Source organism: Amycolatopsis plumensis (assembly GCF_042652605.1).
Taxonomy (GTDB): Bacteria; Actinomycetota; Actinomycetes; order Mycobacteriales; family Pseudonocardiaceae; genus Amycolatopsis; species Amycolatopsis plumensis.
Map to the genome: position 1 here is coordinate 5,504,712 of NZ_JBHSJY010000001.1, position 18,431 is coordinate 5,523,142.

34 protein-coding genes are annotated in these 18,431 nt (G+C 71.8%); all 34 read right to left on the reverse strand.

Going from position 1 to position 18,431, the window contains the following annotated elements; translation table 11 throughout:
- Positions 1 to 35 precede the first annotated feature (35 nt).
- The gene (locus ACFPLC_RS26875) at positions 36 to 623 is read right to left on the reverse strand and encodes a hypothetical protein (RefSeq protein WP_378198501.1); all 588 of its coding nucleotides are present in this window, start codon (positions 621 to 623) and stop codon (positions 36 to 38) included.
- Positions 620 to 988 carry a hypothetical protein gene (locus ACFPLC_RS26880; RefSeq protein ID WP_378198498.1) on the reverse strand — a complete coding sequence of 123 codons (369 nt, stop codon included), beginning with the start codon at positions 986 to 988 and terminating at the stop codon, positions 620 to 622. Before ACFPLC_RS26880 ends, ACFPLC_RS26875 begins: the two co-directional genes overlap by 4 nt.
- A 3-nt stretch (positions 989 to 991) precedes the next feature.
- Positions 992 to 2,050, reverse strand: a complete 1,059-nt coding sequence (locus ACFPLC_RS26885) for a major capsid protein (RefSeq protein WP_378198496.1) — start codon at positions 2,048 to 2,050, stop codon at positions 992 to 994.
- 17 nt (positions 2,051 to 2,067) lie between these two features.
- The gene (locus tag ACFPLC_RS26890) at positions 2,068 to 2,748 is read right to left on the reverse strand and encodes a hypothetical protein (RefSeq protein ID WP_378198493.1); all 681 of its coding nucleotides are present in this window, start codon (positions 2,746 to 2,748) and stop codon (positions 2,068 to 2,070) included.
- A 24-nt stretch (positions 2,749 to 2,772) separates the two neighbouring features.
- Complete coding sequence (locus ACFPLC_RS26895; protein ID WP_378198490.1) at positions 2,773 to 2,928, reverse strand: hypothetical protein; 156 nt, start codon at positions 2,926 to 2,928, stop codon at positions 2,773 to 2,775.
- Positions 2,929 to 2,951: 23 nt separating this feature from the next.
- Positions 2,952 to 3,353, reverse strand: coding sequence for a hypothetical protein (locus tag ACFPLC_RS26900; RefSeq protein ID WP_378198487.1), 402 nt, complete (start codon positions 3,351 to 3,353; stop codon positions 2,952 to 2,954).
- 10 nt (positions 3,354 to 3,363) lie between these two features.
- Positions 3,364 to 4,491, reverse strand: a complete 1,128-nt coding sequence (locus ACFPLC_RS26905) for a phage minor capsid protein (protein ID WP_378198484.1) — start codon at positions 4,489 to 4,491, stop codon at positions 3,364 to 3,366.
- Between the two features lie 6 nt (positions 4,492 to 4,497).
- A complete protein-coding gene (locus ACFPLC_RS26910; RefSeq protein WP_378198482.1) occupies positions 4,498 to 6,084 on the reverse strand; it encodes a phage portal protein in 1,587 nt (528 codons plus the stop codon).
- Between the two features lies 1 nt (position 6,085).
- A complete protein-coding gene (locus tag ACFPLC_RS26915) occupies positions 6,086 to 6,415 on the reverse strand; it encodes a hypothetical protein (protein ID WP_378198479.1) in 330 nt (109 codons plus the stop codon).
- On the reverse strand, positions 6,415 to 6,819 hold the full coding sequence (locus ACFPLC_RS26920) for a hypothetical protein (RefSeq protein WP_378198476.1): 405 nt from the start codon (positions 6,817 to 6,819) through the stop codon (positions 6,415 to 6,417). Before ACFPLC_RS26920 ends, ACFPLC_RS26915 begins: the two co-directional genes overlap by 1 nt.
- Positions 6,816 to 8,120 (reverse strand): PBSX family phage terminase large subunit, encoded by a 1,305-nt coding sequence (locus ACFPLC_RS26925; protein ID WP_378198473.1) that lies wholly within the window; start codon positions 8,118 to 8,120, stop codon positions 6,816 to 6,818. The genes ACFPLC_RS26920 and ACFPLC_RS26925 overlap by 4 nt, the downstream gene beginning before the upstream one ends.
- Positions 8,107 to 8,637: a helix-turn-helix domain-containing protein gene (locus ACFPLC_RS26930; RefSeq protein WP_378198470.1), complete on the reverse strand. Its 531-nt coding sequence runs from the start codon at positions 8,635 to 8,637 to the stop codon at positions 8,107 to 8,109. Before ACFPLC_RS26930 ends, ACFPLC_RS26925 begins: the two co-directional genes overlap by 14 nt.
- A 420-nt stretch (positions 8,638 to 9,057) precedes the next feature.
- Positions 9,058 to 9,348 carry a hypothetical protein gene (locus ACFPLC_RS26935; protein ID WP_378198467.1) on the reverse strand — a complete coding sequence of 97 codons (291 nt, stop codon included), beginning with the start codon at positions 9,346 to 9,348 and terminating at the stop codon, positions 9,058 to 9,060.
- 2 nt (positions 9,349 to 9,350) lie between these two features.
- A complete protein-coding gene (locus tag ACFPLC_RS26940) occupies positions 9,351 to 9,569 on the reverse strand; it encodes a hypothetical protein (RefSeq protein ID WP_378198464.1) in 219 nt (72 codons plus the stop codon).
- Positions 9,566 to 9,856: a hypothetical protein gene (locus ACFPLC_RS26945; protein WP_378198461.1), complete on the reverse strand. Its 291-nt coding sequence runs from the start codon at positions 9,854 to 9,856 to the stop codon at positions 9,566 to 9,568. The genes ACFPLC_RS26940 and ACFPLC_RS26945 overlap by 4 nt, the downstream gene beginning before the upstream one ends.
- A complete protein-coding gene (locus ACFPLC_RS26950) occupies positions 9,853 to 10,509 on the reverse strand; it encodes a hypothetical protein (protein ID WP_378198458.1) in 657 nt (218 codons plus the stop codon). Before ACFPLC_RS26950 ends, ACFPLC_RS26945 begins: the two co-directional genes overlap by 4 nt.
- Entirely contained in the window at positions 10,506 to 11,129 is a 624-nt protein-coding gene (locus ACFPLC_RS26955; protein ID WP_378198455.1) for a hypothetical protein, read from the reverse strand. Before ACFPLC_RS26955 ends, ACFPLC_RS26950 begins: the two co-directional genes overlap by 4 nt.
- The gene (locus ACFPLC_RS26960; RefSeq protein ID WP_378198453.1) at positions 11,126 to 11,347 is read right to left on the reverse strand and encodes a hypothetical protein; all 222 of its coding nucleotides are present in this window, start codon (positions 11,345 to 11,347) and stop codon (positions 11,126 to 11,128) included. The genes ACFPLC_RS26955 and ACFPLC_RS26960 overlap by 4 nt, the downstream gene beginning before the upstream one ends.
- Positions 11,344 to 11,670 (reverse strand): hypothetical protein, encoded by a 327-nt coding sequence (locus ACFPLC_RS26965; RefSeq protein WP_378198450.1) that lies wholly within the window; start codon positions 11,668 to 11,670, stop codon positions 11,344 to 11,346. The genes ACFPLC_RS26960 and ACFPLC_RS26965 overlap by 4 nt, the downstream gene beginning before the upstream one ends.
- Positions 11,663 to 12,334 (reverse strand): hypothetical protein, encoded by a 672-nt coding sequence (locus tag ACFPLC_RS26970; RefSeq protein WP_378198447.1) that lies wholly within the window; start codon positions 12,332 to 12,334, stop codon positions 11,663 to 11,665. The genes ACFPLC_RS26965 and ACFPLC_RS26970 overlap by 8 nt, the downstream gene beginning before the upstream one ends.
- The gene (locus tag ACFPLC_RS26975) at positions 12,327 to 12,791 is read right to left on the reverse strand and encodes a hypothetical protein (protein WP_378198444.1); all 465 of its coding nucleotides are present in this window, start codon (positions 12,789 to 12,791) and stop codon (positions 12,327 to 12,329) included. The genes ACFPLC_RS26970 and ACFPLC_RS26975 overlap by 8 nt, the downstream gene beginning before the upstream one ends.
- Positions 12,788 to 12,991, reverse strand: coding sequence for a hypothetical protein (locus ACFPLC_RS26980; protein ID WP_378235945.1), 204 nt, complete (start codon positions 12,989 to 12,991; stop codon positions 12,788 to 12,790). The genes ACFPLC_RS26975 and ACFPLC_RS26980 overlap by 4 nt, the downstream gene beginning before the upstream one ends.
- A complete protein-coding gene (locus ACFPLC_RS26985; RefSeq protein ID WP_378198439.1) occupies positions 12,988 to 13,299 on the reverse strand; it encodes a hypothetical protein in 312 nt (103 codons plus the stop codon). The genes ACFPLC_RS26980 and ACFPLC_RS26985 overlap by 4 nt, the downstream gene beginning before the upstream one ends.
- Positions 13,296 to 14,057, reverse strand: coding sequence for a hypothetical protein (locus ACFPLC_RS26990; RefSeq protein ID WP_378198436.1), 762 nt, complete (start codon positions 14,055 to 14,057; stop codon positions 13,296 to 13,298). Before ACFPLC_RS26990 ends, ACFPLC_RS26985 begins: the two co-directional genes overlap by 4 nt.
- Before the next feature lie 205 nt (positions 14,058 to 14,262).
- Complete coding sequence (locus tag ACFPLC_RS26995; RefSeq protein WP_378198434.1) at positions 14,263 to 14,475, reverse strand: hypothetical protein; 213 nt, start codon at positions 14,473 to 14,475, stop codon at positions 14,263 to 14,265.
- Positions 14,475 to 14,885 carry a response regulator transcription factor gene (locus tag ACFPLC_RS27000; protein ID WP_378198431.1) on the reverse strand — a complete coding sequence of 137 codons (411 nt, stop codon included), beginning with the start codon at positions 14,883 to 14,885 and terminating at the stop codon, positions 14,475 to 14,477. The genes ACFPLC_RS26995 and ACFPLC_RS27000 overlap by 1 nt, the downstream gene beginning before the upstream one ends.
- A gap of 115 nt (positions 14,886 to 15,000) precedes the next feature.
- Complete coding sequence (locus tag ACFPLC_RS27005; protein WP_378198428.1) at positions 15,001 to 15,228, reverse strand: hypothetical protein; 228 nt, start codon at positions 15,226 to 15,228, stop codon at positions 15,001 to 15,003.
- The gene (locus ACFPLC_RS27010; RefSeq protein WP_378198425.1) at positions 15,225 to 15,944 is read right to left on the reverse strand and encodes a hypothetical protein; all 720 of its coding nucleotides are present in this window, start codon (positions 15,942 to 15,944) and stop codon (positions 15,225 to 15,227) included. The genes ACFPLC_RS27005 and ACFPLC_RS27010 overlap by 4 nt, the downstream gene beginning before the upstream one ends.
- Complete coding sequence (locus tag ACFPLC_RS27015) at positions 15,941 to 16,324, reverse strand: hypothetical protein (protein WP_378198422.1); 384 nt, start codon at positions 16,322 to 16,324, stop codon at positions 15,941 to 15,943. Before ACFPLC_RS27015 ends, ACFPLC_RS27010 begins: the two co-directional genes overlap by 4 nt.
- Positions 16,321 to 16,659, reverse strand: a complete 339-nt coding sequence (locus ACFPLC_RS27020; RefSeq protein ID WP_378198419.1) for a hypothetical protein — start codon at positions 16,657 to 16,659, stop codon at positions 16,321 to 16,323. Before ACFPLC_RS27020 ends, ACFPLC_RS27015 begins: the two co-directional genes overlap by 4 nt.
- Positions 16,656 to 17,336: a hypothetical protein gene (locus tag ACFPLC_RS27025; RefSeq protein WP_378198417.1), complete on the reverse strand. Its 681-nt coding sequence runs from the start codon at positions 17,334 to 17,336 to the stop codon at positions 16,656 to 16,658. Before ACFPLC_RS27025 ends, ACFPLC_RS27020 begins: the two co-directional genes overlap by 4 nt.
- Positions 17,330 to 17,890, reverse strand: coding sequence for a hypothetical protein (locus tag ACFPLC_RS27030; protein WP_378198415.1), 561 nt, complete (start codon positions 17,888 to 17,890; stop codon positions 17,330 to 17,332). Before ACFPLC_RS27030 ends, ACFPLC_RS27025 begins: the two co-directional genes overlap by 7 nt.
- Positions 17,887 to 18,150 (reverse strand): hypothetical protein, encoded by a 264-nt coding sequence (locus tag ACFPLC_RS27035; protein ID WP_378235948.1) that lies wholly within the window; start codon positions 18,148 to 18,150, stop codon positions 17,887 to 17,889. Before ACFPLC_RS27035 ends, ACFPLC_RS27030 begins: the two co-directional genes overlap by 4 nt.
- Positions 18,123 to 18,431: a hypothetical protein gene (locus ACFPLC_RS27040; RefSeq protein ID WP_378198409.1), complete on the reverse strand. Its 309-nt coding sequence runs from the start codon at positions 18,429 to 18,431 to the stop codon at positions 18,123 to 18,125. The genes ACFPLC_RS27035 and ACFPLC_RS27040 overlap by 28 nt, the downstream gene beginning before the upstream one ends.

Below are 18,431 nucleotides of genomic sequence, written 5' to 3' on the forward strand. Positions count from 1 at the left end.
CGCGGGCCCGGTCTCCCGTCCGGGCCCGCGCGGGCTCAGCTGGCGACGACGAGCGGCGCGAACGACTGGACGGTCGGCGTCGCGATCGTGGCCGGTGCGGTCGCGACGAGCGCGGAGCCGCTGGACTGCGCGAGGTTGCGCTCGCCGGTCAGGATCGGCTTGGGCACCAGGCTGCCGAGCAGGCTCGGCGCCGCGGTGGCCTTGACCATCGCGGCCGCCCAGTAGACGCCGGTCTTCAGCACCGTGTAGGGCGCCGAAAGCGCCAGCGTCTTCGCGGTGAACGCCGCCCACGCCGCGGTGGTCTGGTCGGCGGTCTGCGCGACCAGCGCCGGGACGGCCTGGGTGTCGTACAGCGCGAACCACCAGTTCGTCGGCGTGTTCGCCGCGGTCTGGCCACTGTGGAACGTCAGGTTGGTGACGACGTCGCCGGCCGCGAGGAACAGCGGGACGGAGGTCATCACCTGCGAGACGAGCGCCGCCGATCCGGAGTCGCCACCGGAGTCGGCCAGGCCGAGCCGCGGGAGGTTCCGCCGGAAGAAGGTGTCCGGGCTCGCCGGGTCGGCCGGGTTGAAGTGCGCGAGCGCGTCGCGCACGTTGCGGAGGTAGCCGCCGAGCTGGGTCATGCCTTCTGCTCCTTGTCCTTGGCGACCTTGGCCGCCAGCTCGCGGAGCTGGTCGCGGCCGAGGTCCTTGACCTGGTCCTCGGTGGCGCCGATGGCGAGCGCGTGCCGGCGCCAGTCCTTCTCCGAGGCGTTGCCCGCGGGCGCGATCTTCGGGTCGTCGGCGAACGTCTTCGCCGGGGTTTCGGCCGGTGCCGGTGCCTCGGCCGGTTCGGCCTCGACCTTCTCGACGCGGTAGCCGGCGCCCCGGAAGTAGTTGAGCGCCCCGGTCGAGGCAGGGCCTTCGTAGCGGCCGCGGGCGAACGCGCAGCCGGCGACTTCGCCGGTGTAGTCCGTGACCGGCGAGCTGATCTTCCACGTGGTGGTCATGGGTCACCGCACCTTCAGGTTCCGCAGCACGGCCGCGGAACGCGTGTTCTTGAGGACCATCGCGGCCGGGCCGAGCTGGACCTCGCCGGTCTTCACCGCGCCGGCGGTGGAGAAGTCGGGCAGCCAGGTCCGCAGCAGCTGCGAACCGGCCTTCGACGCGCCGTGCAGCGAGTCGATCCCGAAGGTGACCGCGTAGAGGTCGGTCAGGCCGGTGATGTTGCCGCCGGCGCCCGCGCCGTCCGGGTCGCGGGTCTCGATCGGGACGATCGGCGCGGAGCCGTCCTCCCGGTCGCCGAGGTCGACGAGGACCCAGTCGCCGTACTTCTTGATCTGGCGGCCGAGCTCGTCCTTGGACTCGGTGTAGGTGCCCGCGCGGCGCGCGATCGACTTCACGCGGGTGATCGAGTCGGTGTTGCCCATGATCGCCTTGACCCCGGGCGGGAGTTCGCCGGCGTCGTTGCCGGTCATGCCGCCGGTGCGGGACGGGACGACCTTGGACAGGAACAGGTCGAGCAGGTCCATCGCGTCGTGGGCCTTGTCGACGGTGTTGATCGTCGCGTTGGTCCAGTCCGCGTAGGCGGTCGTGCCCGAGTTCGGGATGACCTCGGTGGTGGTGCCGGCCAGCGCCTTGTTCAGGCCATCGAAGCCGAGCGGGTCGACCGCGGTGTCACCGAAGAGCAGCTCGCGCGCGAACCGAACCGGAATCGAGGCGAGCAGCTGCTGCAGCTGGAAGGTGTTCTCGTTGGTCGAGGACGGGCCGAGGTTGGCGAGGTCGCGGTCCAGGGTGTAGGCACCACCCAGCGGCTTCAGGTTGACCGTCGCCTGCGCGCGGGTCGCCTGGCCGGGCACGAATTCCTGGTTGAACGCGCGGAACCCGGCCGAGGCCGCCGTGATCAGGCGGGTGTAGCCGTACTGCAGGCTGGCACCGCCAGTGCCGGGCGTAACCGTGTCGTCGAAAACGATCTGGTCGAACAGCCACGACGAGCGGCGCAGGTTGTCGATCACCGCGTAGTCGAGGTCGACCGCGGCGTTGAGCTGCGCCTGAGCGAGCGTCACAGGCATTTCGTGCTCCTAGTGGGCTATCGGCTGCCGAGCGCTTTGGACACGGCGGCCTGGAGGGAACGAGGTCGGGTGGTCGGGGTGCCGCCACCGCCGGGGTGGTCACCGCCGGACCGCGTCGCCGTCGGGGCGGCGGGTGCGGCCTTGTGCTTGGGGTGCTTGTCGACCCACACGGTGATGTGGGCCTGCAGCTTGGTCCGGAACTCGGCGGACTTCGGGTCCAGGGCGATGAGGTCGCCGAGGCTGTCGAGGAAGGCGTTCGAGTCGAGGAGAGCGTCCGCGTCCGCGCCGGCCGTCGGCGCGACCCGGAGGATCGCGTTCTCGGCCGCGGTTTCCCAGTTGATGGCCTGCTGCTGCGTGACCTGGGCCGCCAGGGCCTCGGGGTCAGGCGGAGCTTCCGAGCCGTCGGCCTTGAGGCCGAGGGCCTTCATGACCGCTTCGAGCTGCTGCTGGGCCGCCTGGGCCTGCTGTGTGCTCGTCTGGTTGTTGGTGCGGTGCTTCGCGTTCTCCTTGCGGAGATCTTCGATGATGCTCTTGGCCTTCTCGAGCGTCATCTCGTCCGCGGGCTGCTGGCTGGCCGGCGCCTGGCCGGTCGCCTGCTGCTGTGCGGGCGGTGTTGCGGGCGGCTGGGTCCCCTGCAGCGCCTGGCCACCGGTCCCCGCGTCGGTCGGGGTGCCTGACCCCTGCGACGTGTCTGCCATGATCGTACGTCCTTCCTGGACGGTCTACTCGGACTGCTGCTTTTTTGCGGCGAGTCGCCCGAACTTGCTGGCGCTCGGGCGGCGCGCGGGGGGCGCGTCGGCCGTGGCGCCCTTCGCCGCCACCTGGGCGACGAGGCGTTTGAACCGGGCACCGCTGCCCAGCTTCGGTGTGGTGGCCATGGAGGGGTTCTCCTGTCGTGGGTTCAGCGCAGCGCGCGCAGTGCGGCGAGCTGCGCCTGGTCCTTGGAGCTGAGCCGTTTCCGAGCCCGCAGCTGCGCGATCCTGGTGCGGACTCCCGCGGAGCCGTGCATCTGCAGGTACCGGCGGGCGAGGATGCCGTGGTCCTCGGGGGTGGGCTTGCCGCCGCGGAGGTAGCTCTGCGACAGCTCGCCAGTGGGGTGTGACGGGCCGGTGAAGACCGGCTCGCGGGACGCCTCGGCGGCGCGCGGCGTCGGCTTCGCCGGGCTGGCCTTCTTGGACTCGGCGGTCATCGCGCGGTGCCGCGCGCCGCTGCCGAGCCGTCGCTTGCCCTTCCCCTTGCCGTCCATGTGCGCGAACGCGGCGCGCCGGGCTTCCGGGGTCAGGTCCATGAAGTCGAAGGCCACAGTGGACTCCTCAGCGTGCGACGCCGATCCGCTCGCGGTTCGGCTGGCGGAACAGCGTGGTGGGTGCGGTCTTGATGTGCTCGCGGATCTGGGCCTGGGTGTCGCGGACCTTCTTCTCGAACGCCCGGCGGGCGGCGGGGTCGAGTGCGGCCGCGGCCTGGAGCTTGTCCTTGCGGACCTTCCGCTCGAGCGCGCGGAGCTTCTGCCGGGCCTCGTCGCCGTCCGGGTCGGCGGTGTCGGTGGGGAGCCGGGTCACGCCGGGCAGGTACGCGCTCAGGGAGTGCCGGCAATTCGGGTGCATCAGCCCGGCTTCGACGGCTTCGAGGACCGACCCGGCCACGTGCACGGTGACGGTGCGGTCCTGGGTGCCGTGTCGGGCGCGCACGGTGCGCGCACCCGGGCCCGTGCGCGAGAGGACCTTCCCCTCCCACGGCCGGCACCGCTTGCACTCCTGCGGGGCGTCGGAGACGACCACCAGATCGATCCCGGCGTCGGCGAGCCGGTCGAGGTTGCCCTGCACCGCGGCCTGCGCCGTGCCGGTGCGGGTGGCCATCTCCACGTAGGAGGCGAGCTGCCAGTTCCGGCCGGCCTTGTCGGTGAACCCGGTGACGCCGCGGCTGAGGAGCTCTTCCCAGGCGCGCTGGGCGGTGCGAAGGCGGGTTTCCCGGCCGACGAGCGTGCCGGTGGCGATGGTCTTGGCGATGACCTCGCGGTAGGCGTCCAGCTCCCAGCGGAGGATCCGCACATGCGTGGCGAGCAGCTTGCTGGTGAGCGCGTACACCAGGCGCTGGATCGCGCCCAGCTGCGGCAGCGCCTGGCGCAGCTGGGCCAGCTCGGCGGGGGTGAGGGCGCCGCGCTTCGCCAGCTCGGCGACGGCGGCTTCTCCGCCGCGGTGGTAGGCCAGCACGACGGCCTGCTCGACGGTGCCGGACAGGTCGGTCTCAATCGCGCCGAGCATCCGCTCACCGGCGCGGCGCAGCGTCGTGATCGCGGTGAGGCTCTGCTGCACCTGGTCGCTGACCTCGATCCCGGCCCGGATCTCCCGGGCGACGAGCGCGGCCAGGCGCTGCTCAAGGTCGGCGTACAGCTCGACGATCGTGCCGGCGAGGTCGCTGCCGAGCGTCCGGTCGACCGGCACGGGACGCTACTTCTCCGCCGGGGGCTCGTCGGCCGGCGGTTCGTCGCCCGGGTCGCCGGTGAAGGTCTCGGGGTTCTCGACCTGCAACGGCCCGGCTTCTTTCAGGATCCGGCCGACTTCTTCCTTGACCTCGGTGTCGTCCCAGTCGGAGTGCAGCATCCGGACCTTCGTCTCGGTCGATGCGGCGCGGGCGGCTTCGAGCTGGGCGAGGGTCTGGGCGAGGCTGGCCTGGTCCGGCTGTACCGCGGCGGGGAAGTTCACGTCGGGGGCTGCGCTGGCGTCGACCCTCCATCCGAAGTGGACGACCCCGATCTTCAGCTGGGCGTGCAGGATCTCGGCCAGCCGCGGCCGGAAGTAGCCGACCTTCTTGCCGCGGGTGGTGAGGCTCTTCCGCTCGCGCGCGGACACCTCGGTCGCGGTGATCGCGACGTCGCCGGTGAGCCCGAACGACTGCTGTGAGTAGCCGGCGGTGGTGACGATCCGGCCGACGAAGTCGAGCGCGGACTTCTCGTGAGCCTCGAACCGGATCTCGAACTGCTGCAGCGTCAACGGCGTGCTGCCGTCGGCGGCCGCGAGCATCGGCAGACCTTCGTAGGCCTCGCGGTCGGCGTCGAACGTCGCGCCGCGGCCCGGCCCGCGGTCCTGCAGATACGCCTCCGGCACGATGATGCGGCCCTTCGCGAGCCGGATGTCCCGCATCCAGGAGGTGTAGATTTCGTCGACCGCGTCCATCAGTGGCTCGGTGGCCGCGAAGTCCGAGCGCCCGAACGGTGCGCACGCGGGCAGGTGTCCCCACTCGCGGTTCGGCTTGATGTTGGGCACGTAGACGGCGGTCAGCTGGTCGATCCCGGTCGCGATCGCGCCGTTCTCGTCGACCTCCTTGGCCAGCCCCGCGACCTCCGGGTACTCGGCCAGCGGCGCCGGCTTGCCCAGCGATGTCTCGGTGCCGACGTACACGCCGTGGAAGATCATGCCCTGGCCGTTGACGACCTCGTGCCGCTCGAGGTGCCGGACGATGATCTGCGCATCGCACTGCAGCTGCTGCACGAACGTCACTGCCGTCAGCCGGCCGTAGCGCCACTCGGGAATGGCGGCGTCGGGGTGGACGGCCTGCAGCCACGGTCCGGAGGCGTCGACGTCCTTGTCCCACACGATCCGCAGGTACACGCCGGACTTGGCCGCGGCGATCTCGGCGGCTTCCGAGAGCGTGGAGTGCAGGTCGTCGGTCATCAGGTCGTCGAGCTGCTTCTGGACGCCCTTGTTGTCCGAGGTGAGCGTGATCTTCTCGGAGAACAGCAGATCCGACGACGTGGACGCCATGTCCGACGCGACGGGCACGTGCAGCTTGGAGCGCTTCTCGCCCTGCGGGATCGGCTGCCCCCAGAACCAGCGGGCCAGCGTGCCGGTGATCCCGCCGCGCAGCTGAGACGGCCGGGTCTGCGGGTGGTTGACGAGTCGGCCGCCGATCCGGCCGTAGACGTCGGCGAGGTGGTCGGGGTTGCCGGAGTACCAGGCGCCCCACTCGCGCATGGTGTCGAAGGCGTCGGCGAACTCCTTCGGCGGCCACGGTGTCTCGCCTTGGGGCAGCGGCACGTCAGGCCTCCTCTTCGACGGTGATCTTCACGAGGGCGTCGACGGGGACGTGCAGCTCGGCCAGGCCCTCCAGCGCGGCGAGCGCGAGGTCTTCCCAGCTGACGTCCATGTCGTTGGCGCCGCGCATGTGCGCGGCCATCGGCTCGGCCAGCTCGGCCCGGGTGGCGTACCGCCGACGGGTGACCGTGCGCTTCTCGACGACCGGCGCGGCGTCGTGCGCGCAGATTGGGCACATGGCGGGCCCACCGCAGCGCGCGACGAGGCGCGGCTGGACGTCCTCGGCCGTCGGCGCGTCGGCCCCGAACCAGTGGCCGTGGCTGGTGTACGGCATCAGGCGCGCGCCGGCCAGTGCCAGGTGCCGCCCGCGTAGCCGGGACCCTCGTGGTTCGGGTCCGGGGAGTAGCGCGGCGTCCGCTCGACGTCTGGGTCGTCCCAGACGCGCGAGGTGGCCCAGTAGTCCGCGTGGCCGTCGAGCAGAACGCGCAGGTTCGCGCAGCCGCTGTCCGCGCTCCACACGCGGATGATGACGGCCGGGTACACCTCGCCGGCCTCGACGCTGTTGCGCATCAGCTTGCCGTCGACGGCCCGCGGCGTGCGCTCGTTGATCAGCGCGACGTCGCCTTCGCTGAGGGTGTAGTGGACGATGCGCCCGATGCTGGGCTTCTGGACGATCTTGTCCACCTCGGACAAGTCGGGGATGACCTTGACGTGCAGCTCGTGCTCGGACTTCGTCATGCTGCCTGTCCTTCCTGGACGTAGGGGCGCCAGAGCGCCTCTGTGGTGTGGATGCCGTACCGGCCGCCGTCGAGCGAGTGATCAGCCGCCTTGATCGGGGCGTCTTCGCCCTTCTCGGCCTTGTCGGGGTCCCAGCTGTAGCCGCCGACCTCGGAGATCCAGCCCTCACAGGACTCGTGCACCCGCAGCAGGTCCCGGGCGAGCAGGCTCGACACGGTGCGGATGCCGTCGAGGACCTCGTTCCGCGCGAGCGTGGGGGTGAGGCCGTCGCGGTGCAGCTGCTGCACGAACGACGCGGCCGAGGGGTCGACGACCGTCCACTCCGGCCAGATCCCCTTCGCCGCAGGGAAGTGCGGGTGCGGGAGCTCGCCGAGCCAGGTCCGGAACTTCTCGCTGTACTCGACGTCGGTGAGCGCCCGCCGCTGGTGCTTGCTGTCCCAGCGCCACTCGTGGGTGAGGTACAGCCGGCGGGTGCCGTCCTGCTCGGGGTGGCCGAGGCCGAGGATCAGTGCGGCGAATGGGTTCGTGGTGCCGTAGTCGATGCCCGCGCTCAGCCAGCGGTCGATCTGCGGCAGCTCCTTGACGACGTGCCGGGCCGGGTCCCACATGTCGTACACGGCGCCCTCGGCCAGGCACCACTCGCCGAGGATGAACCGGCGGTACCAGAGCCCGACGTACTGCTTCTTGAGCAGCTCGACGTACACCGGGTCGAGGCTCGGGTTGTCGTCGAGGGTGAAGTGCCAGCTGCGCAGCCCGACCTCGGCGGCGCGGAGGATGAAGTCTCGGCGCAGCCAGTGCGCGGGCCCGTCGGGGTTCGTGGTGGCGAGCAGCTTCGCGCCCGGCACCCGCAGGCGGGAGAGCAGCATCATCCAGAAGCCGCGAGGGAGCAGCGTGGCCTCGTCGGCGTAGGCGAGCGCGATCGTGGCGCCGCGGATCTTGCCCTCGGCGAGGGAGTCGTTCGCGCCGACGATGTGCACCGTGCGACCGAGGATCGTCGCGGTCCCGGCGCCGCGGGTGTGGTGCACGTGCTTGGCCAGCGCGCCGAACAACTCGACCGACTGGAGCGGCTCGATCAGGTTCCGCTCAATCGTTTCCTTCGTCTTGCCGCTGATCACGATCAGCCCGCGCGTGGGCGCGTCAGCGAGGGCGATCAGAAACGCCAGCAGCGACGCGATGGTCTTGCCGGACGACACCGCGCCGGACCAGAGCGCGATCTGCGGTGTCTGGCCGGACTCGACGATGGAGCGGATCTGCTTCCGCGACATGGTCGAGAGCAGGTGGGAGAAGTCAGGTGCCGGCATCCTCGGCCGGGCCTTCCGCCTCCATGTGGTCGTACGCGGCCTGCAGCCCGGCGGCGAGCGCGCCGATCATGCTCTTCGCCTCGTCGATGTCGTCGCCGACGGTGTCGTGGTCGTCGAGCCGCATCGAGGTGTTCGCGGCGGCGGCCGCGGCCTGCATGAGCTTGAGCTTGTCCGCGGCGGTCGGCTCGCGCTGCGTCCACTCGGCACGGAGGAAGTCCTTGCCGCCGTGGTCGACGTAGGTCGTCTCCACCCACAGCTGCGCCCGCAGCCGCGCGGCGTCGTCGAGGAGCTCGAGCATCAGCGCGGCCCGGCGCGCGCGGGCGTCGGCGACCTTCGCCTCAGTGGCGGCCTTGACGGCGGAGCGGTCGAAGGACAGGCCCAGCTCGTCCGCGATCTTCGAGACCGTCGCGCCGGAGCGGCCGAGCGCGTCGGCGATCGCGTTGCGGGACTCGCCGGCGGCGTGGAGGTCACGCACCTTGCGGCGGTCCTCGTCGGTGATCGGGCGCGCCTTGGCCATGCTGGGTCACCTCCGCTCATGATCGTTCTTGCCCGCCGGTGAGCGAAGGAGACTTTCCGCAGGTAGTCGGGGTGCCCTCCGCGTCCCGCTCGTGCGCGAGCCTGGGCCGAGGGCTCTCGCCCGACTTGGCCGGCGAGCCCCGGGTACGAAGAACCCCCGCGGGCGTGATGACCCGCGGGGGTTCAGGGTGCTGCTGGCCTGGACTTGAACCAGGAATCCGCGGCGCGCTCAGCAGCACCAGGGGCCCCGCGCCAGATTTGGGCGGCCACGCGGAGGTCGTCTGCCTTCAATCCTCACGCTGTCGCTGTACGCCTTGCAGCCGGACGCACCCGGGTCGCGAGCAGAGCTCCGCCGAAGATCAGCGTGACACAGCGTCTGAGCAGGCGTCAAACCGACCCGCCGACCAGTCGCGACCAGTGGTCACGGCGTGGTCGGCTGCTGCTCGACGGCGTGCGGGCGGATCCCGGTGGGCCCGGCGTTGTACAGGTCCTGCTCCAGCCGTCGAATGGTGCGGACGAAGTCGGTCAGGTCGTGCGTCGCGAGGTGGGCGCGGATGTGGCGTTCGAGGGCGCTCGCCCGCCCTCTGGCCATGGCGTTGATCGCGTCCTCCAGCGTCGGGCCGAAGCTGCGGTCGGCCTCGAACTGGATCTCGCTCTCCAGCATCCGCCAGTCGCAGCCGTCGACGGGACACACGGTCAGGGTGTCGAGCATGATCAGGTCTCCTGCTGTTCGCGTTGTTCGAGGTAGGTGAGTATCTCGCGGAGGTCGTATCCGCCGTCCCCGCGGGTGATGTGGCCGCGCTCCACCCACTTCCGCAGGGTCGGCGGCTTGATGCGCAGCCGGGCCGCGCCCTCGGTGTCACCGTCGAGGGCGCGGGCGTCGGCTTCCTGGTGCAGCAGCAGCACGGCCAGCGCGGCTGGAACGCGCTTCACGGCAGCCGTCGCTCCAGCACGGCTTCCCGCGAGACCAGCGAGAGGTCACGGTCCCAGACCTCGCCCCACTCGACCGGGCAGTTGCGGCATGCTTCCCCGGCGCAGAACCAGCCCTCATCGGTACGGCGCCACGCGACGACGTCGCTGCCCGGGACGCCGTACTCCGTGCCGACCGGCGGCTCCGGCGGGTTGTCCGGGTAGAAGTCGGCAGCCTCGCGCAGCCGTTGCTCGGCGGCCTTGGCGCGCGCCCGCCAGTACTCGACCTCCTGCTCCAGGTACGTCGTCATGCTGCTGCCTCCTGTGCCTGCTGGAGCTTCAGCAGCCCGAACCCGACGTAGGGCCGGTCGCACTGCTCGCAGCGCCCGCCCGCGCCCGCCGCGACGACCCGGCCGCCGCACCGCTCGCACGCGCCGAGCGCCCCGTCCGGCCGGTCGTGTGCAAGCCCCTGCGCTCTGCGGTGCAGCTCCTGCACCGCGTCCGCGACGTCCCCGAATCCCTCGTGGCCCGCGGCCCACTGCAGCTGGGTGAGGACGTAGTAGAGGCCCGGGTCGCGCTTGTCCCCGCGCTCGGCCGCGATCCAGTCGGCGAGCCGCACGATCGTGCCCGGGATCGACCACACGTCGTCCTCGGGCGTCGGCAGGCTGTTCGGGTCCAGCGCGGCCAGCACGTCGAGGCGAAGCGGCGCCCGCGACCCATACCCCGGCGACCCGCGGCCGGCCGAACCGCGCACCGGCTCGACCATGAACGGCAGGACACCCCAGTACTCGGCGACCTCGCGCAGCTGCACCCCGAGCTCGGCCACGCACTCGGGGCACGCGTGTCCGGTGTAGACCGCGCGGGTGCAGCCGCGGACGACGCACACCGCCGCGGCCGTAGAACGCGCGAGAGCCGGACGCGACCGGTCGCGCGGACCGGTCGCCGGGACGGATGTCGTGGTCATGGGTTCGTCCCTTTCGTGTGCTGCCACTCGGCGTCAGCGCGGGCGTCGCGGGCCAGGTCGACGGCGGCGTCCAGCTCGGCCGCCGTCGGCATCGGCACCTCGACGTACGGGCTCAGACCGGCTGGGATGGTCCACTCGCCGTCGGTGGTGAAGTGGGCGCCGGAGTCGAGGCCAGACTTCGAGACGACGCAGACACCGCTCGGCACGGTGTCGCCCGGGAAGAACACCCGAGGACCGGCGGGTGCGGGCGGGGCCGGGGCGTCTCGGAGGACGGCGCGGACGGTGTCGGCCAGGTACTCGAGGGGCACCGCCCGATCGGCGTCGCACGCCGCCAGGGCCGAGCGGATCTCGTGCAGCTGGCCGGACAGCACGCCGTGCTCCTGCTTGAGCTCGGCGATCTCCTGGTCCTTCGCCTCCACCTGCTCGGGGGACAGCGTCACCTTCGCCCGCAGGACGGCGAGCTCCTCGTCGACGACGGCCAGCGCCGCGCGCCCGACGTCCTCCACGCTCGCGCCCATCGGGACGATGGCACCCGGCAGGTACGCCGGTGGTGGAAACTTCTTCACCTCGGCGAAGACCGCCTCCCCGACCGCGCGCACCAGCTCCTCGCGGGCGGTCATCGGCGGAACCAGCCGATCGCACGAGCGAGCGGGCCAGGGCGGCGCGTCGAGTCGACGTCGCGCATCAGCTGCGCGAGGCGGTCCGGGTGCTGGCCGCCGTTGCGGTGGAGCGCCATGGCGACGGCCTGGAAGACGCGCACGTACCGGACGGGGTAGTTGGTGTCATTGGGCTCGATCTCGCCGAGCGCCAGGCGCAGGGCTTCGTGGGCGGTCGTCATCGGTCCTCCAGGGCGGGGTGGGGGTCGTGCCACGAGTAGGTGCCGCCCGGAATGAGGGCGCGGTGGGCGCTGTCGTGGCCGGCGCGGTGGACGCACGGCCACTTCCAGCGTGTCGGGGTTCGGGCCTCGCACTGCTTCGGGGCGGGTAGCCCGGCGAGGTCGTCGGCGGTGATCCGGATCGACCAGGTGCCGTCCAGGTCGGTGGTGGCCTTGCCGATCCGGACGCTGTTGCCGTGGTCGTCCTCCAGCTCGACGAAGGTCGAGCCGCCGCCGGGCCGGTCAGCGGCGAGGCGGATGTTCAGGCCGGGGTCGAGCTCAGCCACGGTCCACCTCCCCGGTGGACTGGGCGGCGGCCTCGGCCGCCAGGCGGTCGGCGAGCTCGCGCGCCGGCCGGAGGTCGACGCGGCCGGTGAAGCGGCGGCCGTCGGCCAGCTCGCCGCGCACCTCGGCGAAGTCGGGCGGGCCCGCGGGCTGGTCGCCCTGCAGCGCGGCGCGGATCTGGTAGAGCTGGCCCGCCGGAGTCAGGTCCTGCGGGTCGTCGAGCCAGCGCTTCGCGGCGTCGATGCGGGCCTGCCGCGCGTCCCGCTCGCCGGTCCGCTCGCGCAGCAGCGTTTCCAGCTCGCCGATCCGGGTCATCTGGCCGTCGGTGGCGTTGTAGTGGTCGATGAACAGGTTCCGGGCCTGCTCCCGCTGCCACTCAGCCTCGGCGTGCAGCCACACCGCCAGGTCGAGCGCGTCGACCGGCTCCGGGCCGTGCGGGCAGTCCGCGTACGGCGGCGTGCAGTCGCAGGCCTCGGCGAGCAGCAGCACGACCGGACGGAGCTGCCAACCGGCGGCGAGGATCCTCGCCGCCGCACGGCGAGCGTTCTCGCAGAACGGGCACTTGGCGGCCGGCGGGTGCAGTCCGACCTCGATCAGGCCAGCGAGCTGGTCGACGGCCTCGGGCCCTGGGGTGCGGCGCACGGCGCCGGCAGCGTCCTCAGCCACGGAGCACCTCGGCGCCGGCCGCGACGACGTCAGCGAAAGACTCGGTCGTGCGGTCGTCCGGGTGGCCGATCGCCTCGATGGTGATCATCTGGTCGGTCTTGTCGACGGCGACGATCCGGTACATGCCGCCGGTGAGCGGGAAGTGAAGGCGTTCGCCGACGTCGTCGGAGGTGAACGGCAGAGGCTCGGCGGCCGGTCCGTCGTCGTGCGATGCGGCCTCGGCCGCGCAGCGGGCCGCGACGTCCAGCGCGGCCGCATCGAACCGGGCCTCCCGATCGCGGTCCTCGTCGTCGTGCGGTCGGGCCTCGACGGCCGCGCGCGAGGCACGGCGCCAGTGGCGGTCGGCGAGGTGTCCGGCGATCTCGTCGAGGCACATGTCGCGGTTCTCGCGGGTGATCTGCTCGAGGTCGGCGAGCAGGTCGACCGCCGCGCGGTCGCGGGGTGAGAGCTCGGTCATGGGTTGTCCCTTTGTGGTTGGGGGTCGGCGTAGGGGCCGTGGAGCTTCGCTTCGAGGCGCTCCCGCGCAAGGTGCGGGCGGCAGATCGGGCACGGTTTCAACGGCGGGTCCGCGTGCTGGCGTCCGCCGATGAAGCCGTCGCAGTTGTCGGGGTGGCGGTCCGGGTCGATCACCTCGCCGGTGCGGTCGTGGGCCATCACGTGCCGCCTCGGGCGATCACCGCGGCGATGACCTCGGCCAGGCCGGCCACGTGGGCGGCGTGGCCCAGGCAGGGCCGGCACCAGCGCCACGGCGCGTGGTCGCAGCCGTCGTCGTGCTGATGCGTGGTCTTCGTCCAGCCGAGCGCGTCGGCGAGCGGCACGAGGCGCCGGTTCCGGATCGAGCCAGAGCCGTTGCACAGCACCGTTTCGGCGGGGTGGCGCTTCTTCTTGCCGGGCTGGTAGCCCGGGCTGAACAGGTGGATCGTGGTGCCGTTGCCCCACGGGCGGACGGCGAGGATCTCGGTCACGCGGGTTCCTTCCGGGCCGTTCGGCGGCAGTGCGCGCAGGTGGCGGACTTGCCGGTGTCGGGGTGGGTGAACAGGCCGCCGTCGACGCCGTGCTCGCAGCGCTGGCGCGGGTCGCGGCGGGCCTCGTCGATGGCTTCGGCGATGAGGGCGCGGCGGGTGTCGGCGGTGGCGTCGTGCGCCTCGGCAGCGCGGCGGGCCGCACCGCAGGCGCCGCACGGCGGCGGGTGCTCGTCGTGCTCGTGCCGTGGGCAGCGGGGGGAGGGTCGTTCGGCCGGACTGGGCGCGGTGGTGACGGGCTCTACGGACTCTTCCCCCTGTTCTTGGGTGAGGGTGAGGGTGAGGGAGTCGTGAACGTTCGCCGCAGGTGCGTCCGAAGTTCGGCCGGACGTTCGCTGCTTGTTCGGGCGAACATTTCCCGAACGAATGCGCTTCATTCGGTCCCTGGCCTTGGCTTTCTCGTCCTCGATGGACGCTGCGGAGCGTTGCTCGTCGAGCCAGTTCGTGTACTGCCAGCCGGTCACGCCGTTGCGCTTGTCCGGCGTCCAGAGACCGACCTCGACGAGCTTCGCGGCGAGCTTTTTTCCGCTCGGCCAGCTCATGACGTAGTGCACGGGAACCCAGCCGTCGGTCAGGTGAGCGGGGTTCATGCACCACGAGCCAGCGGCCGCCCAGAGCCCGAAGGCGGCAATTCCCGCCGCGCGCAGCTGGTCGCTCTCGGCGGCGGTGTCGGGGACACGGAAGTCGGGGATCGGGCTCACCTCCAAGGTGTGAAGCCGCCGGCCGGGCTGGTGGGGAAGGGACCAGCCCGACCGGCGACGGATACGGGGGATGTGCGGGGCAGGCAGGGCTACTTCACGACCGCGACCACGAGGTGTTCGGCTTCGGGGTCGTCGACGAGCGGCGCAGAGATCGCGCCGAGCCCGTTGCGGTCGTCGTTGGGCAGGCTGCTGCCGAACTTGACGCTCATGGTCGGGGTTCCTTTCCTTGCGGGTTCAGGTCGAGGCGCTGGCGGGCGAGCCGCTTCCCGAGGCTCAGCTGCTCGCAGAGCGGCGATCCGCCGTTGAAGAGGCTCAGCAGCCGGGAGACGTCGTGCGTGCCGGTGACGACGAGCACGACGACCGGGTCAGGCCCGAAGCCGTCGCCGGTGTCCTTGTCGTAGGCGCGGGACTCGTACATCAGGAGCCGCCGAGGATGCCGCGCTGGTAGCCCACCGCGACCGCGTGCGCGCGGTCGCCGACGCCGAACTTCTGGAACATCCGGCGGATGTGCGTCTTCACCGTGTCCTCGGTGAGGTAGAGCTGCTGCCCGATCTCGCGGTTCGACAGCCCCTCAGCGATCAAGGTCAGGACCTCGAACTCGCGGTCGGTCAGCTTCATCCGCCGCGCGTGCTCAAGGTTCGCGATCCGGACCCCGGACGGCAGCACGTTGAACCGCGGCAGTTGCTCGGGGCTGACCTTCACAGCCTGGACGTGCACGCCGATCTGCGTCAGCAACGCGTGGATGGGGCCGACGAGGGTGGCATCGACGACGTAGGCGGCGCCGGGCGACGCGGCCGGCGCCGGGCTGATGGCGGTGGGAGCAGCCATGGTGTCCTCGTTTGAGCGGAGATGCGGAGGTCGGTGTAGGGCCAGCCGTCGTGGACGGGTGGCGGTGCGTCGGCGGCCCGGCGCAGGCGAGCCGCAAGCCGGGCCAGGCGGGTCCTCACGGCGTGCCCGCCTTGCGCCAGCTGTCGACGGCGTCGCAGACCATCTGCACGCGCCGGGGGCCCAGGCCGGACACGCGGGAGAGCGCGGACTGGATCGCCGGCGCCGCGCGGTGAGCGTCGACGAGGTAGGCGACGGCCTCGGCGGTGGTGTGGCCGGCGATCCGGAGCGGGGTGGTCTGGTGGTGGCTCAGGCCGTGCGCGTGCAGCTCTTTCAGTTCGGTCACGACTTCCACCCGGCCTTTTTGGCTTCGGCGCGGATCTGGTCGAGCAGCTTCGCCCAGGGCTCCGGCGGGGACGGGGGTACAGGTTCCGTCGGGACGACGGCACGCGGGTACGGGTGGCCGCACTCACAGGCCCGCGGTTCGGTGCCCGGAGCGTCCACGGCGTAGCGGTGTTGGTGCGGCGGCTTGGCCTGCTCGGCGGCAGCCAGCTTCGCGCGGAGTTCGTCGACGGTGGCGTGCAGCTGTTCGGCGTCGGCGTCGCGGCGTTCGATGATCGCGCCGCGGGCCTGCACCTGCTTTTCCAGCTCGGTCACGTGCGCGGTGAGGCGCTCGACGTCGGCCCCGGCCGCAGCGAGCTTTTCGCGCGCCGCGGTGAGGTCCTTCTCCAGCAGCTTGAACGCGGCCGTTCGCTCCTCGAGGGACTTGTCCCGCGCGGCGAGGTCTGCCTTCTGCCGTTCGATGACCTTGCCGCGCGTCTCGGCGGTCTTGCGCAGCTCCGCGATGAGCTCGCCCAGGCGCTGCTTGTCGTCGAGCAGCTGCTGCACCTGGCCGCCGTCGACGGGCCCGGCGGGCGCCTGGCCGAGCAGCGGCCGGACGGCGTCGGTGATCTGCTTCAGGTAGCCGGGTGCGGCGGGTTCGTCGCCGTGGCGGCGGGCCCAGCGGTCGTCGGCGCGGCGGACAACGTCGTCGAGGTCGGCCGGGGCGAGCGTGGTCGTCATGGCTGCACCGGCCGGTGGGCGAAGCACTCGTCGTGCCAGTCGGCCAGGAGCACGCACACGAGGCGCATGTCGCCGCCGAGCAGCAGCGGCCGGAATCCCTGGATGTAGGCCGTCGTCGACGCGGTGGCGTAGCACGCACCACCGAGGACCGTGCAGTCCTCGGTGAAGTCCTGGGCCACCACCGGCCGGGAGGTCGGCGAGTGCACGGTCACCAGGCCGTCGGCCGGGGCCGGGTCGTCGCCGCACGTCCAGGCCAGCTGGACGGCGCCGTTGGCGTTGTGGGCGATGATCGACAGGTCGCCGTCGGCGATCTGGCCGCGGAAGCTGAGCCCGGGGATGTAGAAGGTCGACGGGACAAGTTCGTCCACTGTGGTCGTCACGATGCCTCCAGAGCGGGTTTGCGTTGGTGGTAGTCGCCGAGGTCGTCGAGGTAGACGGGGCCCCAGAGCCAGTGGTCGAACGGGGTGAGGGCGGGGTCGGCGGTCGGGTGGACGAGCCAGCCGCGGTCGTAGTGCTCGGCGCGCTTGTTGGTCACGAGACCGTGGCAGCCGGTCGTGCCGTCTCCGCAGAGGTGGACGATGTTCGACGGCTGCCACGGCCCGCCCTGGCCCCGGCCCTTCCGGTGGTGCAGGGACTCGGCGCGGTGCTGGCCGCAGATCTCGCACACACCGGACGAGCGGACCGGGACGAACTTCCTGCACCGGGACTCGCTCACGTCTTCTCCAGGTGCTGGATGAAGCCGCGGAGCGTGGCCGGGTCGGCGGTGCTCCAGTCGACTTTTCCGTTGGCCCACTTGTCGAACTCGCGCAGCACGTGGATGAACTTCATGCGCTTGCGGTGGCCGACCTTCTGGGCCTCCTTCTTCAGCTGCTTCACCGTCTGCTCGACCGGACCGGCGGTCGACTCCTCGCCAGCGGGTTCCGGCGAGCCGTGCTGTACCTGGGCCTGTTGCCGCCGGAGGTACAACGCGACCTTGAAGCCTCGCTCGGCGGCGATCCGGATCGCGTGGCCGATGGCGATGAGCGCGGCGTCGCCACCCTTGCGGCCGTCGGCGTGGCCGTAGCCCTTGCGGCGCACGCCTTTCACGATGAGCCAGATCCAGAAGCCGCCGTACTCGTCGAACACCGGCAGTCCGTCGGGCCCGACCGCGAACGGTTCGTAGTCCCATTCCGGGTCGACGGAGAACAGCCGTTCGGTGACCTCGGCGTGCCCGATGTACTGGTGGTGCTCGTGGGCGGTGGTGATGATCTGGCGGCAGGTCTCGCACGGCTCGGCGTGGTGCTCGGCGCACTCGCGGAGCTCGCAGTCCCGGCACACGATGATCGGCTTGTGGCCGATCGCCTCGGGTGGGAACGGCGCCGCGAGTGCGTCGCGGTCTTCCTGGGTCAGCATGGCTGCTCGTCGAACGGGTTCGGCAGCTTGACCGCGCCGGAGCGGACCAGCTCGACGATGACAGCGGCCGCGTCGTCGTCGGGCAGGAACCGGACGGTCGACGGGGCTTCCTCGGCGATGACGATGCCGGGGACGTCGGTCTCGCCGCCGGGCCCGAGCGGCATCTTCGCCAGGTTGGACGCTTCGAGGATTTCGGCGCGCAGCTTCGGGGCGACGCGGTCGCGGGCGGTCATCAGGTGTCGGCCGCCGTTGGACCAGAGGAACGCCTTTACCTCGTCCTCGGGCGCGGTGATATCCGCATCGGCCTCGACCGACTTCGGGTAGTGCTCGCGGACCCACTCCAGCAGCGCGCCGGCGTCGCCGACCTGGGCGGTCTTCTTCGGCGCGGACTTCGAGACGGCGCCGAGCTTGGTCACGCCGTCGGGGGCGTAGACCATCTTCCGGTCGCCGCGCGCCATCACCTGCTCGGCCTCGGCGCGCACCGCCTTGTAGGCCTCGGTGGCGGCGTCGGCGGCGAGCTTGCGCGCGGCGACGCGCAGCCAGAGGTCGGTCACGGGTGGGTCCTTTCGGTGATGAACTGCTCGTAGAGGTCCGCGGCGTTGACCCGCGTGCCGTCGTGGGCGACGTAGAACTCGGCGAAGTCCTCGTCGTCGGCCTGGTCGAGGCGGTCGTCTCCGGCGTCGATGCGGGCGATGAGGTAGCCGACGCCTTCGGCGTGGCGGGTCGCGCGCAGGTGGAAGGCCACGCTGCGCTCGATCGCGGCCAGCTCCGGGTCGGCGGCGGCGGTCACCGCTGCGCCCCGGCGTCGCACCACGACGCGGGCTCGTCGCACGTCGGCCGGGCGGCAGGCGTGCCGTCCTCGCCGGTGCGGCAGCCCGCCGTGCTGAGCAGCACCGCGCCCGCCGTGACGGCGGCGAGGTGGAGCCGGAGCGAGCGGCGGAGCCCGCGGGCGAGCCGGGCGGCGCGCGGGTCTTCGGGCGGCTCGGGCGCGGCCGGGGGCGTGGTCTCCGGTTCGGGCGCCGGGCGGGGCGCCTCGAACTCGGAGACATTCTCGACCCAGCGGGCCGCGTCCTTGAACTTGCGGACGATGCCCAT

Bases quoted from the DNA above. Each gene is read 5' to 3' on its own strand.
- ACFPLC_RS26955 (WP_378198455.1), bottom strand. From the start codon at position 11,129: ATGACCGCCCGCGAGGAGCTGGTGCGCGCGGTCGGGGAGGCGGTCTTC.
- ACFPLC_RS26880 (WP_378198498.1), bottom strand. From the start codon at position 988: ATGACCACCACGTGGAAGATCAGCTCGCCGGTCACGGACTACACCGGC.
- ACFPLC_RS26925 (WP_378198473.1), bottom strand. From the start codon at position 8,120: ATGCCGGCACCTGACTTCTCCCACCTGCTCTCGACCATGTCGCGGAAG.
- ACFPLC_RS26895 (WP_378198490.1), bottom strand. From the start codon at position 2,928: ATGGCCACCACACCGAAGCTGGGCAGCGGTGCCCGGTTCAAACGCCTC.
- ACFPLC_RS26915 (WP_378198479.1), bottom strand. From the start codon at position 6,415: ATGCCGTACACCAGCCACGGCCACTGGTTCGGGGCCGACGCGCCGACG.
- ACFPLC_RS26950 (WP_378198458.1), bottom strand. From the start codon at position 10,509: ATGACCACGACATCCGTCCCGGCGACCGGTCCGCGCGACCGGTCGCGT.
- ACFPLC_RS27010 (WP_378198425.1), bottom strand. From the start codon at position 15,944: ATGACGACCACGCTCGCCCCGGCCGACCTCGACGACGTTGTCCGCCGC.
- ACFPLC_RS27040 (WP_378198409.1), bottom strand. From the start codon at position 18,431: ATGGGCATCGTCCGCAAGTTCAAGGACGCGGCCCGCTGGGTCGAGAAT.
- ACFPLC_RS26930 (WP_378198470.1), bottom strand. From the start codon at position 8,637: ATGGCCAAGGCGCGCCCGATCACCGACGAGGACCGCCGCAAGGTGCGT.
- ACFPLC_RS26945 (WP_378198461.1), bottom strand. From the start codon at position 9,856: ATGACGACGTACCTGGAGCAGGAGGTCGAGTACTGGCGGGCGCGCGCC.
- ACFPLC_RS26885 (WP_378198496.1), bottom strand. From the start codon at position 2,050: ATGCCTGTGACGCTCGCTCAGGCGCAGCTCAACGCCGCGGTCGACCTC.
- ACFPLC_RS26995 (WP_378198434.1), bottom strand. From the start codon at position 14,475: ATGTACGAGTCCCGCGCCTACGACAAGGACACCGGCGACGGCTTCGGG.
- ACFPLC_RS26920 (WP_378198476.1), bottom strand. From the start codon at position 6,819: ATGACGAAGTCCGAGCACGAGCTGCACGTCAAGGTCATCCCCGACTTG.
- ACFPLC_RS26975 (WP_378198444.1), bottom strand. From the start codon at position 12,791: ATGACCGAGCTCTCACCCCGCGACCGCGCGGCGGTCGACCTGCTCGCC.
- ACFPLC_RS27000 (WP_378198431.1), bottom strand. From the start codon at position 14,885: ATGGCTGCTCCCACCGCCATCAGCCCGGCGCCGGCCGCGTCGCCCGGC.
- ACFPLC_RS26875 (WP_378198501.1), bottom strand. From the start codon at position 623: ATGACCCAGCTCGGCGGCTACCTCCGCAACGTGCGCGACGCGCTCGCG.
- ACFPLC_RS26935 (WP_378198467.1), bottom strand. From the start codon at position 9,348: ATGCTCGACACCCTGACCGTGTGTCCCGTCGACGGCTGCGACTGGCGG.
- ACFPLC_RS26890 (WP_378198493.1), bottom strand. From the start codon at position 2,748: ATGGCAGACACGTCGCAGGGGTCAGGCACCCCGACCGACGCGGGGACC.
- ACFPLC_RS27025 (WP_378198417.1), bottom strand. From the start codon at position 17,336: ATGCTGACCCAGGAAGACCGCGACGCACTCGCGGCGCCGTTCCCACCC.
- ACFPLC_RS26960 (WP_378198453.1), bottom strand. From the start codon at position 11,347: ATGACGACCGCCCACGAAGCCCTGCGCCTGGCGCTCGGCGAGATCGAG.